Origin of the sequence: Lysinibacillus sp. GbtcB16 (assembly GCF_019091145.1) — a bacterium.
Lineage (GTDB): Bacteria > Bacillota > Bacilli > Bacillales_A > Planococcaceae > Lysinibacillus > Lysinibacillus fusiformis.
The window spans coordinates 1,273,372-1,287,744 of sequence record NZ_JAGXJV010000001.1 but is presented as its reverse complement, the minus strand read 5'-3'; the positions used below and the strand labels follow the sequence as shown (position 1 = coordinate 1,287,744).

Genomic DNA, 14,373 nt, shown 5'->3' with positions numbered 1-14,373 from the left:
TCTCCTTTTATTGAAAATAGTGTTCCACCACTTCCTGTGCGGATTGAAACACTTTATTACTTTGTGTTTTATAAAGGAATTTAGGATTCGTACAGGCTTTCTCCAGACTTTTAGCTTGCTTTAGCTTATCCGTCATTTGCTCAATAATATCCGTATAGCCATCTAGCTGATTTGAAATTTTAGGCAGCATAATAGGTGAGATGTCTAACACAATTGACACCTGATCCTCTGCATAGCTATTTAAATTGATAAAAAAGCATTGTTCCAAATGCTTAGAATGTTTATCGATATTAATGACCGCCTTATGAAAATGGGCGATTAGGCCTGTTGAAGTTTGCGTAATGTTAAAGCCTTGCTCTGTCAAATGTTGTTCAACGAGCTGTAGAAACTGATCGACCTCAGCATCTAGTTTCGGCGTGACCGTTGATTGGATTAAATCATCACAATTTTGATAAATTGTATCAATCTCAGTCTGTTTTTCAACAAGTATTTTAAAATTGGACATTGAATACACGCTTCATCTCCCCTTTTTATTAAGGTAGACATTCATGAAGCGTTTTAGTCATAATCATAAAAAATTAACAAACCTAGGGAGGCTCCTATGATAAGAAACTCTGTCAAAGCCATCATCCTCGTGGATGGTGAAATATTGCTGATTAAAAATAAAGTTACAGAGGAATATTTTTATATTTGTCCAGGAGGCGGACAGGAGCATGGTGAAACATTTCATGCGACACTTCAACGAGAATGCCTCGAGGAAATTGGTGCCTCTGTCCATATTGGAGAACTTCTTTTTATCCGCGAATATATTGGAAAAAATCATGAGCATGCTGCCTTTGATGCAGATGTTCATCAAGTAGAGTATTATTTTCTATGCCAGCTCCATGAACAATTGCACCAACCCTCTAACCCAGATAGTCACCAAATTGGGACTGAATGGGTCTCAGTGACAAAGCTCCATGAGTTCCAACTTTATCCGAAAGCATTAATTCCACAACTTCAGCGATATGTGCAAGGGCTAGAAACAACTATTTATTTAGGTGACATCAATTAGCAAAGGCTGCCTATTTTTATAGACAGCCTTCTTCAGCATCAAATGGTTTTACCATTGTATAATAGCTACTGCCAGGCGGATAATCTTTTATTTCTCCCACCACTTGATAGCCTCTTTCCTCATAAAACGTACGAGCTTGGAACGAATAGGTGGTAAGCAAAGCCTTGTTAGCACCCATTTCCTGTGCAGCTATTTCAGCCTGTGCCAGCAACTTACTGCCCAAGCCTTTTCCTCGATACTCTTCATGAAACCAAAACTTATGTATTTCCACCCATCCCCAATACACTTCTGCGGTCAAACCCCCAACCCATTGCTGGTGTTGATCAGTAACGATCAAATGGAGAGGACGAACGGCTCCTTTCTGCCTACTTTCCCGATGGTGAAGAGAATGCTCATTATTAAAGCTACGAATTTTTTCACTTAAAAAATTCGCAAAATCATCATGCTGCTCATATAAAATTGAAATATGCGTATCGATATGGGGCTCCTCCTAATCCTGATAACGCTTCAAAAGTTTGTCTTGATGCGCCACGAAAATTTCCTCAAGTGGTATATCATATTGATTGGCAATGACAATAATATTCCCTATAACATCACCTAACTCTTCCATCAGCTCTTGCTTATTTTCCTCATATGATTGTGTAATTTCATCAGGTCGATCTCGGCCAATTTCTAATGCTCGTATAGCTCTAGCAACTTCGCCTGTTTCTTCTGCTAAAAAGCCAATTCGTGTAAATATGTTAAGCTCTGACCACCCACGGCTTTCATAGTAGTCCTTCACCCAATGTTGGAACTCATTTAATTCCATTTTTGCCCTTCCTCCATTTCTTTCCTATTCAAATTAAATTATACTATAAAAGAATCTCATCAGATATGGAGGAATCAACAATGAACAGTATCGCAGTATTTTGCGGATCTAGCATCGGCGCTTCAGACGCCTATCGTGAAGGCGCAATTCAACTTGGGAAAGAGCTAGCCAAACGTCAAATTACCCTTATTTATGGTGGGGCAAGCGTTGGCATTATGGCAACAGTAGCCGATACTGTGCTACAAGAAGGTGGAAAAGTTATTGGCGTGATTCCAACCTTATTAGAGGAGCGTGAAATTGCGCATCAGCAGTTAACAGAATTGATCGTTGTCAACACGATGCATGAACGCAAAAGTAAAATGATGGAACTAGCAGATGGCTTTATTGCCCTACCTGGTGGTCCTGGTACATTAGAGGAATTTTTCGAAGTGTTTACTTGGAATCAAATCGGCCTCATCCAAAAACCTTGTGCCATTTTCAATATTGAACAGTATTTTGATTTATTAATTTCATTTTTTGATCATATGCAACAGGAACAATTTTTAAAAGCACAATACCGAGAAGCGTTAATCGTTGATGGAAATGCGGCAGCGCTTTTAGATCAATGTCAAAGCTTTGTTCCTCCAGCTATAAAAACCTACGAGCTAAGCAAATGATCAGTTGGTAAGATTAGTCTTAGTCCTACTCGACTGATCTTACCACCGCTTCTTTTTATTTCGTCGCATCTCGTTTTTTTACCACAAGTACAGCTACCAATACCATGATGAGCTTCACCACAATTATGATTATATACAAGCTAAATGATACTATGGCCGGTAATAAAACAAGCCACCATGACCAAGTAATAACATCCATTAGCTTTAATAGAACCAAAACAACAGTCAATACTTCTGCAATGCCCACCTCTTCACCACCTTTGTCTGTAGACTATGTATAGGGAAATCATGCAACAGTAGAAAGTTCAATGTATCCTATTTTTGTAAAAAGTGAGTTTGCACCTTTAATAAAAGCAGAATTTGCATTTCCAGCCAAAGCTTAAAGTTGTCGAATTGTTAACAGACGAATTATTAGCAACCATTCTACTTGTACAATCATTACCCACCTTCAAAAAAATAATATGAATAATGCGCAACATGAAATGGCACATTACTTGTAGGAGGTGGACAAATATGTCGAGAATTATTGGTGTTGAAGAATCATTATCTAATATTGAAGAGGCTTTAAAAGCGAAAGGCTATGAAGTCATCCAGCTTCGCAATGAAGAGGATGCCAAAAAATGTGATGCCTGCATCATTACGGGCCAAGACCGAGACGTCATGGGGATTAGTGATCCAGTTATCGAAGGTCCTGTCATTGATGCGAATGGGCTTTCAGCTAATGACGTCGTTCAACGTGTCGAAAAATATTTCCATTAAGCATGAAGTGCTGTCGCGAAAACATGGCGAGCAGCACTTTCTTAAATGGTTTTCCTTACATACTTATAATATCTACTTATAATACACCTATTAGTTGTACAAAATAAATAATAGGAACTTTAAAAAGTAGGGAGATATATGAGCCAAAAAAATATCATGCTTGTAATTTTAATGCTTACGACTACACTTCTCATGTCAGGCTGTTGGGATGTAACAGAACCCCAACGGATGTATTATGTGCAAGGTGTTGGGGTTGATTATAAGGATAATGAATATATAGCGTACATCCAACTTATGAACTTTGCCAATGTAGCAAAAACAGAACAATCGAATCCACAAGCTGCACCAACTGAAGTCGGAAAAGCTACAGGAAAAACAATTGAAGAAGCTATCTATAAATTGTATCGTTCAATGGATCAAGAAGTTTTTTGGGGACATATGACCTTTCTCCTTTTCTCAGAAAAAGCAATGGAAAGTGAGCATGCTATTCCCATTATCGACACGTTTCTACGCTTTCGAGAAACAAGATATCATATTTGGGTCTATTGTACACAAGACCCCATCGAGGAAGTTTTATTAGTATCTCCTATTCTTGAAAAATCACCGACTGCGACCAAGCTGAGTAATCCTAAAAATACTTCGAAACAAGAATCATTTGTAGAGCCGGTGAACTTGAGACAGCTAGTCATTGGTTTAAATGAGCCGAATCATGAAATGAAGGTCCCATTCATTTCCATCAATCAAGACTGGGAAACAGCCAAGGAATCTCGCACTGAAACTGTTTTTGCGGGTGTCGGTATACTATCAAAGAACACCTTCAAAGGCTTTATTAAAGGCAATACAGCACGAGGAATTGAATGGATGAATGATGCAACGAAGCAAGGAGAAATTACGGTAAAATTGGACAATACAGAGGAACGTGACTACTTAACGGTTGATATTAAAAAATTAGATGTCAATGTCAAACCAATTGTTCAAAACAATCAAGTAAAATTTGAAGTGTATTTAAAATTTAACACCATTTTGAATGGCTTTAAAGGAAAAGTGACAGCGAGCCAGGTCAGAAAAAAAGTAGAGAGTGAAGTTAAAAAAGAAATTATAGCTACTTTTGAGGCAGGCTTAAACATAGATGCGGACGTCTATCGATTGTCAGAATATCTCTATCGCGAAAATGTAAAGGTATGGAAAAAAATACAGAAGGATGGCAAAATCCCTTTAACTAAGGAATCCATTAGTAAAATCGATATTCATATTAACAAAGTAAGCCCTGGGCGAAAATCGTTTGAAGAAACAATTACCGAATAATAAAAACGACCACCCCTATTAGGAGTGGTCTCTTGTTTATAATAATACTTGATGAAGCTGATCAAGGACAGCTCCTCTACTTATTCCTCCATGATAGCAAACAACCGTTTCGATCTCGAGGTCTAGGTATTTCTGTAAAGACTCCTGAGCTTTCGCTAAATCTAATACAGACGGTTCATGGATACCCGCAATATGGCCCTCTACACTGTATAGGGAGTCACCGGCAATTAATATTTTACTTTGTGTCAAATAAAGACTGAGATGGCCCGGCGTATGTCCAGGTGTATGGATGATTTGAATGCCTCCACAAAAAGGTAATTCTTCACCATCACTCAAGGTCACATCCACTCGTCCCATTGGTGGATTTTCTAAGTGCGCATCTTTTAATAATGGTAGCTCCCCTTGAATATACGGTTGCTCCAGTGTATGCGCATATACTCGTATATGCTGTCCACATGTCTGTATTAATTCCGGCAAGCACCCAATATGATCCACATCCTGATGCGTGAGAATGACCGCCCTTAGCTGGTCCAAAGAAACACCAACCTGTGCCATCGCCTCTCGCAATTCCTCCATTTGTCCAGGAAAACCTGCGTCTATTAACACAGCCATATCTTGGTCCCACAAAAGCGTTGGATGAATAATAAACCCTTGATAGTTCAGTTCCAGTACCTTTACACCTTTTGATATTTCTATAGCATTCGCCCCCTTTGCCAAACATGAAAAGATAATAGTGATCCTCTTTTAGCTTCTGCTTTCAGCCTAAATTTTCCTGCCATCCCTATCATCGACTTAAAATTTTATTGTCTACATATGATTATTTTTTCTCGTTCTCTTAGCATCTTTATAAACAAACAGAGCAACAAGAAGAAAGCTTATACTAACAACACGGAAAATCATCTCTAAACTAATCCATTCAGCTAGCAGCCCTAAGATGAAGGCGCTAATGCCCACTCCAATATCAAAACTAGAAAGAAATGTGGCATTCGCTGCACCACTTTTTGCCTCACTTACTTTTTGTACAGTCCATGTTTGTAAACAAGGCATAACGGTTCCATAGCCCGCGCCGAAAAGGATGGCTGCGATAATAAGCATCCCATTATTTGTCGCGTACGATAACACAATCAACGATAAAAACCCTACCACTGCTGACACAATGATAATTGACCACGGCCCTGTTTTATCAAACCATTTTCCTGTAAATGGACGTAGTAAAGTGGAAACAATCGCATTGATTAGGAAAAATAAAAAAATTTGATCTAACCCTCTTTGTTCGCCATATAGCACAAGGAAGGTAATAATTGCACCAAAGCCAAGCGTTGTCATAACAGTCAGTAATGCTTGAAACCATACTTCTCGTTCGAAAATCGCTTCCATAAATCGAAATGGCTGCTTCTCATGCTTAACCGGTTCAGCAGAAGACACAAATTGAAGAGCTATCACTGCCAAAAGGCAAAGAATGACGGAAGAATAGATTAATAGTTGGAAAGAAAAAGAATGATAGATTAGGATGCCTAAGCTAGGGGCGATGATAGCTCCCACTGTTGTTGAAATAGAAAAATAGCCTATCCCTTCACCTAATCTGGTTTTTGGAATTAAATCCACCGCCATTGTACTATTCGCAGTTGTTGACACTCCCCATGTTACTCCATGGAAAAACCGTAATAGTAGGAAGAGCCAGATTGTGCTCAAAAAGGGATACATAATGGTAATCATTAATAACGCAATCCCCGCACCAATAGCTAAACCTTTTCTATTGTTATCGACTAAATAATAGCCTACAAAAGGTCTAATGATAATAGCGCCTATTGTAAATACTGTAGTCACCAACCCTACCTGAAAAGTAGAAGCATGTATGCTAATTAAATAGGCTGGTAAAATAGGTAGTAACATTTCAAACCCTATAAAAGTTAAAAAGTTACTACTAAATAAAAAAAGAAATGCTGAAGTAAAAATTCTTTGTTTTTGCATGCTAAAATTCCTCGCTTCTAATTAATTTTTTTTAAATTAGAAGCGCTTGGCACACTGAAACATTCCTAAATTGCCTTAACTTTTTAAGCAATCGTCTCACCCTTTCAAAAGCTTTATTTTCAATTATTCTTCTTTAACAACACAAAAAGACGCCAGCTAACCGGCGTCATAACATGCATACAGTATTTAAAAAGAACAAACATAAAGGTTCTTCTTTATCTATTAAATACAAAGGCAAAAAGCTTTCGGTTGCTGAATTCTATATGAAGTTTTTCTAAAAAACGACAGACTGGTCCCGTTGAATTGAAATCAGCTAATTGTAAAAATGTTTTTACTTCAATTGCAGCCATTCTGAAAACAGTTTCCATAACTTTTTGCCTCCTTTCGAAATATCAATACATTATAATTTAATACAAAATAATCAAAAAAGCAAATTCAGTTTTCTGCTCTCCCATTCATTTTAGGGTTACCTGATACAACTATCATGTGATGTTGGGTGAATAGTTCCTTATCTGTGTACAATATACCCCACCTTACGTGGTGCCACTACATTTTGCTTTTCAACACTTTTCAAACGATCATCTGGCGTTTTTTTCATAGGAGTTATCAAAAGTTCAAACATGGTTAATTGTTTATCCATTTTCATCCCCCTTTATGATTCTTAAAAGGTATTGTACACTCTACTGGCTGCTTATCTTATATATGTTTAATAACTAGATTTTATACTAGCGGAAAAAATAGAGACATCTTTATACCTAGTACTTTCATTTAAATAAGAAAAAGCAACCTGTATCTCGACTAAATAAAAGGAATATACCCGTTCATTACTCTAGTAAGTAAAATAGCGGAAGTAACATGAACCCTACTAGTAAAAGCACAGGAATCAAGGAAACAATTAAAGCCAATATTTTTAGCTTCCCCTTTTGACTAAAAAGGGCAGCTAGAAATGATGCTATTATTAACGAAATGACCACAATATCCCCTATTTCAGAGGTTCCATTCACGACAATGGGGGTAATAAAAGCAAAGATAATGAACAAAGAAAATAATAACAATGAAAGCATACTTAAATATTTTCTCAACACAATTACTTCACCCCTTCAGGTTCTTTTTTCCATTATTTTAACATAGAACATCTCATATCTTATGCAACTAAACGGTTCAGAAGTTCAATAAAAAAAGAGCTGCGAATGCAACTCATAAGCTACTCCTACCTACACTTCAACTGTTTTAAAGCTCAGTTCCTTGAATACCTTTTTATAAAATTCGTGCAGTCTCCCCGTCGATTATTTTAATATGTATAAACGACGAACCGCCTCCTTGAATATGATTGGGCATGTCAGATAAATCAAGTAATTCCTTTATACGAATGAACTTTTTACGATTAGGCTCAATCGTCACATAATAAGGGCCAGCTACATTCATCAGAGACTCGATACGCTGTCCACTACCCGTTAAATGATCATCTAAAAACTCTAGCTCAAATGACACCGCTTCATTACTTCGATTTTGTAATTCAAGATGACATTCTCCTTGTAATATATCTTTGCTTACTACATCAAATTGGCATTCGCCATTCTCAGTATAGGAAATCGCCATAATGCCACGAGCGAAAGTCTCTTGATAGATGGTCATCAGAAGAATCGGTAATAAGGCAAAGGTGATTAGCACTACACCCATTGATAGGAGGTGATATTTTTTCAGACCCTTGACAAGTAAAATCAAAGCAAGGATAAAGAGAGCTGAACCAAATAACCCAAGCAGCACATAGCCCTCATCAGTGAGGATAGGGAACGACATAAAGGAAACTCGTGCATTCACCATTTGATAATTAGGAAATGGGAAAAATAAACACATACAAATTCCTAAAAGAATCATGGACGTAACAAGTGCCACTTTATTTCTTATCATATTCTCCCTCCTCTTGTAGAAATGGAAATAGGCGATGCTCCATTTCTATTTTTGCGCACATAATTCTCTAAAATTACATCCTCGACAATGCCATTTTTCTTGTGTTTGTTCGAAATCTTCCAGTTCCACAGGCTCGTTAGAAAAAATATCGGCTTGATACTTAACTATAACTTTCATAAAGTTTCAGTGTAAATCAAAAGCTTTATTTATTAACGATTTTCAATCATTGTATTTCTTTATTAATCACCAACTGTTACTAAAACTCATTTGGGGTCACTTTTTAGTCACTCGAAGTCGCTTGTTTTTATGAATAATTAATTAAGACCACCCATCACGGAGTGGTCTTTTTATGTTGTTAAGCACATGTTTCATTATTAATTTTTAATACTCTCTTTTGCCATTCTTTTATAAACGTGAAAATATAATTTTAAACTTACATATATACTATATCCCATTAATGCCCCACCTATTGAGCTAATGTGGAAGCTCCAATCGTCTCTAGAAACATAAATCCCATAATAACTAATTACAGATCCAATTAAAAATAAAAATAAAAAATTAAGAATAATAAACTTTTTCAATTCACAATAACCTCCAACTGTTTTTGATTTAGAATCAAACTAATTTGAAAAAAAATATAATTATGGTAATATATTACTTGTACTTAACCAGTATAATACTATATTAACAAAAGGAGTAATTCATATGTTAAAAAAACCATTTTTTCTATCTTCTGCACTAGTACTTTCTATAAGTCCACTCGCTTCAACATTTACAGCACAGGCTGCGGAGAATAATACTGATTTAACAAATGAGATACCATCAACTGAAAACTTTTCTCAAGAAGAAAATTTAACTTACTTGCCGTTAGAAACGTATATCCATGATAATAACGGTTTACAAAGTTTTAGCGTGCAACCACGTGCTACTATGACTATACAAACTGGATATTACATAAAAGAACAAGGCTACCTAACAAATAAACAATTAAGAGATTATGTGGAATACGTAGACAAACAATCAAATACGTTAGGATGGACTTTTCTTATTACTGGATTCATAACTTTAAGTAAAATCGCAATAGCACCAGCAATTTTAATGCAATTTGCTGGAGGTGCAGCAAACTTTGATATAGTTAAGGAACAGGCTTATGCAGGAAAAGGAATGGGATGGGCACATATGTATGCAGATGGCCCTAATACATTAAGTATAATTCCTAGAAGAGATTTTTCTACACTCACAATAAAATATACAAAATAAAATTCCTCTTCCATAATGTATCTTGAATAGTGCTGTATTGACAGATTCATAAATGAAGATTAAAACATTTGTTACCATCTGACCGCCATAATTAGGCGGTCTTTCTTTTATTTTATACATACAAAAATAGACCACTCTCTTAATGAGTGGTCAGTAAAATAAATTAAATATTCAATTCGAAAAAATGTATCAACTCAAGCAATTATTTAATCCTTATAATTCAAATAAGATGGTTCCATTTAATCTGATTTAGTTATTGGTTCTTTACTTCCTGTATATTTGTGTAAATCTTTAGGATACACACTTTCTTCTATCGGGAGATGATATTCAGGTTTTATAGTATAAGAACTTCCACTTGTCAAATCGTCCCACACGAATGGATTTAAAATAAACTTCCAATTATTTACCTTTATCCACTCTCTTTCAGATTCTGTATAAATTTCTAATGTTAAATCAACATTATTTTGAATTACAGGATCATACCAGATGGAGAAAACTCTGTAGCTGTCTAATGTATCAATGATCTCCGTTGCGAAAGTGTTTGGCTTACCTTCCACAACACACTTATCTATATCAATGCCTATATAGTTGTCTTGCCTACTAAATACAAAGCCAATACCGTCATAATCGCCTTCTAGATAGAATTTGACTGCCGTTGCAAACGTGGACCATGTTCTACGATTATTCGCTTGAGCCATTTCGCCATCGACTCGCTTGGCTGAGTTTGAAAAGGATGAAATCAAACTATCCAATGAATCACTTTGGCAGAAGATGTTCCGTAGTAAAAACGGTGATGAGATACGCAGCTTATACAATGGCAATCTAATCAATGATGATCATTCAGCTAGCGATTTAGCACTATCCTACCAAAGTTGAATTTTCACGCTTTACGACATTCATATGCCTCATTTATGGTCAGTCGGAATGTAAATTTTAAGATAATACAGGAGCAACTAGGTCACTCGGATATAAAAATGACAATTAACACATACAGTCATTTAACCAAAAAGGATAAAAATGAAGCAAGCGACCATTTCGATGATTTAAATTAATTGGTCACTTTTTGGTCACTTGCTCTATTTTTCATCATACTTTTGCGCACATAATTCTCTAAAATTACATCCTCGACAATGCCATTTTTCTTGTGTTTGTTCGAAATCTTCCAGTTCCACAGGCTCGTTAGAAAAAATATCGGCTTGATACTTTTTCATCTCTAAAACACTATACTGAAATGTATGTAAAATATTGTCCATATCAAAATCAGAGAAGCTATATTTCTTCCGTTTTCCGGTTAGTAAATATTCATTATAGACCTCGATTTGCTCAAGTGGTACCCGATATTTTTGCTGGACATAATAGGCATAGAGGGCTAATTGCTGGCGATCATCATCTGACTCGCCCCCCGTCTTCCAGTCTACAATTACCCATTTATCTGTTAGCTCATTAAAATAATGAAAATCCATTACAACGAACACTTGGATTTCATTGATTTTCATTGAGCGAAATTGTTCGGGCTCCCCAATTCGTAAAGAGCCTCTTTGTGACGTAATTTGTTGAAATGTTTCACTCATCAAAAAATGCTCAAAAACAAGCTTAATTCGTTCTTTATAGTCCTGTATTAAGTCGGTTGGAAGTTTGCCAGTATAGTAAATTTCCTGCATCATATAATATTTATTGGGTTTTTGCCTCCATGATTCAAGATGGCGAGTAGAATCAATAAAAGCCGCATTTAGCTGTCCTCGAGCCCAATGAATCAGCTCCTCTAATGTGGGGGGCTTCCCTGTTTGTAAATAATCATTAATAGCCTGTTCAATAAAACGGTGAACAATTTGCCCAAATAAAATAGGCATGGGTTGTAGTTTTTTTAAACGATACACAAGTTGATGATAAGGCTCCACATTGTAGCTTAGCCACCCGTTATGGGAAAAATAATATTCATAGCCATATTTACGGGCACAGCTTGTTAGCGTTTTATGACGTGATAATGACCATGAAAACGTAGGGTACGGTGTAATTTCAAACACGACAATCGCCTCCTATAGCTGTTGGATAAAATCATAGACAAGCTGTACGATCAAAACTATAGTTACAATACGAAGTAGCAGTTTGACTTGATTTGCGTTCACCTTTCTTGCTAAAACAATACCAATTTGCGCACCAATTGTAGAACCTACCATTAAAATCAACGTCAATGGCCATTCAATTTTCCCCGTAGCAATATAGGTAATCGCTGCTCCTGAGCACATGGCAAATACCCCTACCCTTGAGAGTCCTACTGCTTTAATATAAGAAATTTTCTCATGCGCATATGTATAAAGGGCTAGTGTACTACTGCCAGGCCCAAACATACCATCATAAAAACCAACCCCAAGGAGGATTGGACCATTTTTTCGATTCATCATAAAGAGTTCCTTATCGCCAAAATCTGCCCCACCCATAAAGGACATCATTAACGCAAAGCCTAGTAAAATGATGGCGATAAACGTCAATGCTTGACTACTCATAAATGAAGCAAAAAGTCCACCCAATGTTCCACCAATTAGGGATACCAATAAGACCGGTCTCATTTCTGACCATGCTAATTCCTTACGTTTATAGATCGTATAAAAGCTCGAAAATGCACTTACCATATTGGATACTTTATTAGCCCCAATTGCAGAATGGACAGGCACCCCCATTAACATCATCGTTGGCAAGGTGATGAGTCCACCGCCACCCACTAACGTTCCAATGACATTCCCAATGATGCCAATGAATAAAAATAACAAGTATTCCATCATATCCTTCTTTCTCTCTCACAAAAGCAATCATTCTATGATACAGTATAACAGATTGTAATTTTGAATGATGATGGAAATGAGGGGCAAGGATGCAAACACAACAAAAAACACCAACACCACGCTTTTGTCACCAGCTGACGGTCATCGTGGCCACCATTTTTTTAGCTGGCTTCACAGCTACACTAATTCAATATCGAAAGCTTCCTGCAACGATTCCCGTTTTACAAAGCTTTACAAGTGACCATGCACAGTTTGGGCCAAAAATTGCTATTTTTTATTTACCATTTATCGCACTCATGCTATTTTTACTTTTACACTATTTAGAGATAAAAGCCGCCTATCCTATGATGAGAAAAAATAAACCGCCGCTGTCCCATAGCCAGCGTCAAAATGGCATCATCACATTTTGTCTCATAAAAAATAGTATTTTATTGTACTTTACTTACTCCCTTTTCAACGACCTTACGATTGCATTGGGACGCGATCGCATTTTACAACAATGGCATGCATATCTTTTTCTGTTCTTGCTCTTTGGTATTTTCAGTATGGGGATCGTACGAGGCATTTTATTGAATAAAAAGGGTTAAAAAAGACGTATTAAAGAGTTGCTCTTTAATACGTCTTACAAACATGAAACGACTATATAGATTGCATAAATAGCATAAGTTAATCCTCTTGTGTGCAATCCATAGCTACTTTATTGCGTGACAGGTGACCACATTTTGTACATTGATGTACAAGTGGATACCCTTTTTTAGATGAATAAACAATAGTAATAGGTTTCATTAACCCTTTACATGGATTGGCTCTATCACCAGGTACAATATCTAGATGCTTTAAATATAAACAATGTGGCAATGATTGCGGAAACTGCCATTGTTTAATGGTGTCACGTCTAACCCACACTGTTCACAATGAAAGGCTGTATTTTCAGTTTTTCTGCTCAATTGTTCTTCCTCCAAGATGAATTTTTCATCTTTGGACAAAGGGTTCCGTTTTGTTTTTCTATAAAAATAGTATTAGGCTTTGATCATGATTTAACCCATTCACCGTTTTGTTCTACAAAACGATTACTTCTAGTTCCACCTTCAAAAGAGCTTATTTCATCTCCTTATCCGAACCACGATTGACTTTAGATAATAGTATCAATCACTGTAAGACGGACCTCTCCACCTTCCACTAGTCGGTGCTCATTGATCATCACTAGCTTAGGCATTCGTCCCCTATACTAAATAGTTATTCACTACCCAATTCTCTTTCCATTTGTCTAAAATTATGTATCAAACCGTATTTTTGTACACCACGCGCTTGTTCGATGCTAGCATCAGCCCATTGGCGGAATAATTCTTGATTTTTTTGACTATGAGCAAATACTGCCTCTACAGCGGGTTGCATCCAGGGCTGTGTCAGCTTGTCACTTCTCATAGCAGCCGTTCGACCTTCCATCGCTGCAATATAGCATAGGGCATAGCTTGACAATGGCTCCTTATTAATTTGCTGGGCAGCAGCCTTTGCCGCTCCAAGATTTTTCTCCATAATAGCTTTCGTAAATAGATAATTATATTTGATGGCTGGCTGTTTATAATGGTGGATGATGGCATCGATAGCACGAATCTGTTCATCTACCGTCCCATAAGCGGATGCATACAGAGCCGCAAATATTGGTTCTTTTTGACGGCGCTTCACCCATTTATCTACAAGTTCCATATTGTTTGTTCGATATAAAATATGTACATGACGATAAATAATAGCTACCACGAACACAGCGATTATTCCGAGTGAAAAGGATAGCCGAACACCTGATAAAGATAGCACCATAGCCAGCAAAATAATGGCTAAATAAATGACTGTTAATTGAACAATTTTCAT

General features: G+C 36.7%; 22 protein-coding genes and 1 pseudogene. 7 read left to right on the top strand and 16 right to left on the bottom strand.

What is annotated here, in order from left to right; all coding sequences use genetic code 11:
• Positions 1 to 7: 7 nt before the first annotated feature.
• Positions 8 to 505 (bottom strand): hypothetical protein, encoded by a 498-nt coding sequence (locus KVT27_RS06275; RefSeq protein WP_191967740.1) that lies wholly within the window; start codon positions 503 to 505, stop codon positions 8 to 10.
• Between the two features lie 96 nt (positions 506 to 601).
• Here KVT27_RS06275 and KVT27_RS06270 point away from each other — a divergent pair, with 96 nt between their 5' ends.
• The gene (locus tag KVT27_RS06270; protein WP_036125283.1) at positions 602 to 1,054 is read left to right on the top strand and encodes an NUDIX domain-containing protein; all 453 of its coding nucleotides are present in this window, start codon (positions 602 to 604) and stop codon (positions 1,052 to 1,054) included.
• 16 nt (positions 1,055 to 1,070) lie between these two features.
• Here the strand turns inward: KVT27_RS06270 and KVT27_RS06265 are convergent, their stop codons facing one another.
• Positions 1,071 to 1,466 carry a GNAT family N-acetyltransferase gene (locus KVT27_RS06265; protein ID WP_233301151.1) on the bottom strand — a complete coding sequence of 132 codons (396 nt, stop codon included), beginning with the start codon at positions 1,464 to 1,466 and terminating at the stop codon, positions 1,071 to 1,073.
• A 78-nt stretch (positions 1,467 to 1,544) separates the two neighbouring features.
• A complete protein-coding gene (locus tag KVT27_RS06260; protein WP_008175899.1) occupies positions 1,545 to 1,862 on the bottom strand; it encodes a MazG nucleotide pyrophosphohydrolase domain-containing protein in 318 nt (105 codons plus the stop codon).
• 80 nt (positions 1,863 to 1,942) lie between these two features.
• Between KVT27_RS06260 and KVT27_RS06255 the strand changes: the two genes are divergently transcribed.
• Positions 1,943 to 2,518 carry an LOG family protein gene (locus KVT27_RS06255; RefSeq protein ID WP_036125280.1) on the top strand — a complete coding sequence of 192 codons (576 nt, stop codon included), beginning with the start codon at positions 1,943 to 1,945 and terminating at the stop codon, positions 2,516 to 2,518.
• A 55-nt stretch (positions 2,519 to 2,573) separates the two neighbouring features.
• Here the strand turns inward: KVT27_RS06255 and KVT27_RS06250 are convergent, their stop codons facing one another.
• Positions 2,574 to 2,765 carry a transmembrane Fragile-X-F protein gene (locus tag KVT27_RS06250; RefSeq protein ID WP_217580947.1) on the bottom strand — a complete coding sequence of 64 codons (192 nt, stop codon included), beginning with the start codon at positions 2,763 to 2,765 and terminating at the stop codon, positions 2,574 to 2,576.
• A gap of 266 nt (positions 2,766 to 3,031) precedes the next feature.
• Here KVT27_RS06250 and KVT27_RS06245 point away from each other — a divergent pair, with 266 nt between their 5' ends.
• Both KVT27_RS06245 and KVT27_RS06240 read left to right on the top strand, forming a co-directional pair.
• Complete coding sequence (locus tag KVT27_RS06245; protein WP_008175890.1) at positions 3,032 to 3,277, top strand: YkuS family protein; 246 nt, start codon at positions 3,032 to 3,034, stop codon at positions 3,275 to 3,277.
• A 138-nt stretch (positions 3,278 to 3,415) separates the two neighbouring features.
• The gene (locus tag KVT27_RS06240) at positions 3,416 to 4,582 is read left to right on the top strand and encodes a Ger(x)C family spore germination protein (protein WP_217580946.1); all 1,167 of its coding nucleotides are present in this window, start codon (positions 3,416 to 3,418) and stop codon (positions 4,580 to 4,582) included.
• 36 nt (positions 4,583 to 4,618) lie between these two features.
• Here the strand turns inward: KVT27_RS06240 and KVT27_RS06235 are convergent, their stop codons facing one another.
• The 7 genes from KVT27_RS06235 to KVT27_RS06210 form a co-directional block, all read right to left on the bottom strand.
• Positions 4,619 to 5,278, bottom strand: a complete 660-nt coding sequence (locus KVT27_RS06235) for an MBL fold metallo-hydrolase (RefSeq protein WP_217581362.1) — start codon at positions 5,276 to 5,278, stop codon at positions 4,619 to 4,621.
• A 111-nt stretch (positions 5,279 to 5,389) separates the two neighbouring features.
• Positions 5,390 to 6,553 (bottom strand): MFS transporter, encoded by a 1,164-nt coding sequence (locus tag KVT27_RS06230; RefSeq protein WP_217580945.1) that lies wholly within the window; start codon positions 6,551 to 6,553, stop codon positions 5,390 to 5,392.
• Positions 6,554 to 6,768: 215 nt separating this feature from the next.
• Positions 6,769 to 6,921, bottom strand: coding sequence for a hypothetical protein (locus tag KVT27_RS06225; protein ID WP_200878313.1), 153 nt, complete (start codon positions 6,919 to 6,921; stop codon positions 6,769 to 6,771).
• A gap of 140 nt (positions 6,922 to 7,061) precedes the next feature.
• Positions 7,062 to 7,193 carry a hypothetical protein gene (locus KVT27_RS27010; protein ID WP_255350109.1) on the bottom strand — a complete coding sequence of 44 codons (132 nt, stop codon included), beginning with the start codon at positions 7,191 to 7,193 and terminating at the stop codon, positions 7,062 to 7,064.
• Positions 7,194 to 7,377: 184 nt separating this feature from the next.
• Positions 7,378 to 7,638 carry a hypothetical protein gene (locus tag KVT27_RS06220; protein ID WP_052059773.1) on the bottom strand — a complete coding sequence of 87 codons (261 nt, stop codon included), beginning with the start codon at positions 7,636 to 7,638 and terminating at the stop codon, positions 7,378 to 7,380.
• Positions 7,639 to 7,810: 172 nt separating this feature from the next.
• Positions 7,811 to 8,464 carry a hypothetical protein gene (locus tag KVT27_RS06215; RefSeq protein WP_150907744.1) on the bottom strand — a complete coding sequence of 218 codons (654 nt, stop codon included), beginning with the start codon at positions 8,462 to 8,464 and terminating at the stop codon, positions 7,811 to 7,813.
• A gap of 374 nt (positions 8,465 to 8,838) precedes the next feature.
• Positions 8,839 to 9,045 (bottom strand): hypothetical protein, encoded by a 207-nt coding sequence (locus KVT27_RS06210; RefSeq protein WP_036146195.1) that lies wholly within the window; start codon positions 9,043 to 9,045, stop codon positions 8,839 to 8,841.
• A 124-nt stretch (positions 9,046 to 9,169) separates the two neighbouring features.
• Here KVT27_RS06210 and KVT27_RS06205 point away from each other — a divergent pair, with 124 nt between their 5' ends.
• On the top strand, positions 9,170 to 9,724 hold the full coding sequence (locus tag KVT27_RS06205) for a hypothetical protein (protein WP_036146197.1): 555 nt from the start codon (positions 9,170 to 9,172) through the stop codon (positions 9,722 to 9,724).
• Between the two features lie 488 nt (positions 9,725 to 10,212).
• On the opposite strand, the pseudogene KVT27_RS27485 reads toward KVT27_RS06205, so the two are convergent.
• A pseudogene (locus KVT27_RS27485) lies at positions 10,213 to 10,437 on the bottom strand (hypothetical protein); the annotation flags it as partial.
• A 159-nt stretch (positions 10,438 to 10,596) separates the two neighbouring features.
• Here KVT27_RS27485 and KVT27_RS06195 point away from each other — a divergent pair.
• Positions 10,597 to 10,776, top strand: a complete 180-nt coding sequence (locus tag KVT27_RS06195; protein ID WP_256448877.1) for a tyrosine-type recombinase/integrase — start codon at positions 10,597 to 10,599, stop codon at positions 10,774 to 10,776.
• Between the two features lie 24 nt (positions 10,777 to 10,800).
• Here KVT27_RS06195 and KVT27_RS06190 read toward each other — a convergent pair whose 3' ends face one another.
• Both KVT27_RS06190 and KVT27_RS06185 read right to left on the bottom strand, forming a co-directional pair.
• Complete coding sequence (locus KVT27_RS06190) at positions 10,801 to 11,748, bottom strand: PD-(D/E)XK nuclease family protein (protein WP_217580943.1); 948 nt, start codon at positions 11,746 to 11,748, stop codon at positions 10,801 to 10,803.
• A 12-nt stretch (positions 11,749 to 11,760) separates the two neighbouring features.
• A complete protein-coding gene (locus KVT27_RS06185; RefSeq protein ID WP_217581360.1) occupies positions 11,761 to 12,501 on the bottom strand; it encodes a sulfite exporter TauE/SafE family protein in 741 nt (246 codons plus the stop codon).
• 92 nt (positions 12,502 to 12,593) lie between these two features.
• Between KVT27_RS06185 and KVT27_RS06180 the strand changes: the two genes are divergently transcribed.
• Positions 12,594 to 13,091: a DUF1648 domain-containing protein gene (locus KVT27_RS06180; RefSeq protein ID WP_217580942.1), complete on the top strand. Its 498-nt coding sequence runs from the start codon at positions 12,594 to 12,596 to the stop codon at positions 13,089 to 13,091.
• Positions 13,092 to 13,170: 79 nt separating this feature from the next.
• Here the strand turns inward: KVT27_RS06180 and KVT27_RS26595 are convergent, their stop codons facing one another.
• Together KVT27_RS26595 and KVT27_RS06170 are read right to left on the bottom strand one after the other, a co-directional pair.
• Positions 13,171 to 13,410, bottom strand: a complete 240-nt coding sequence (locus KVT27_RS26595; protein ID WP_225316218.1) for an RNHCP domain-containing protein — start codon at positions 13,408 to 13,410, stop codon at positions 13,171 to 13,173.
• A 330-nt stretch (positions 13,411 to 13,740) separates the two neighbouring features.
• Positions 13,741 to 14,373 carry a hypothetical protein gene (locus KVT27_RS06170; protein WP_036146206.1) on the bottom strand — a complete coding sequence of 211 codons (633 nt, stop codon included), beginning with the start codon at positions 14,371 to 14,373 and terminating at the stop codon, positions 13,741 to 13,743.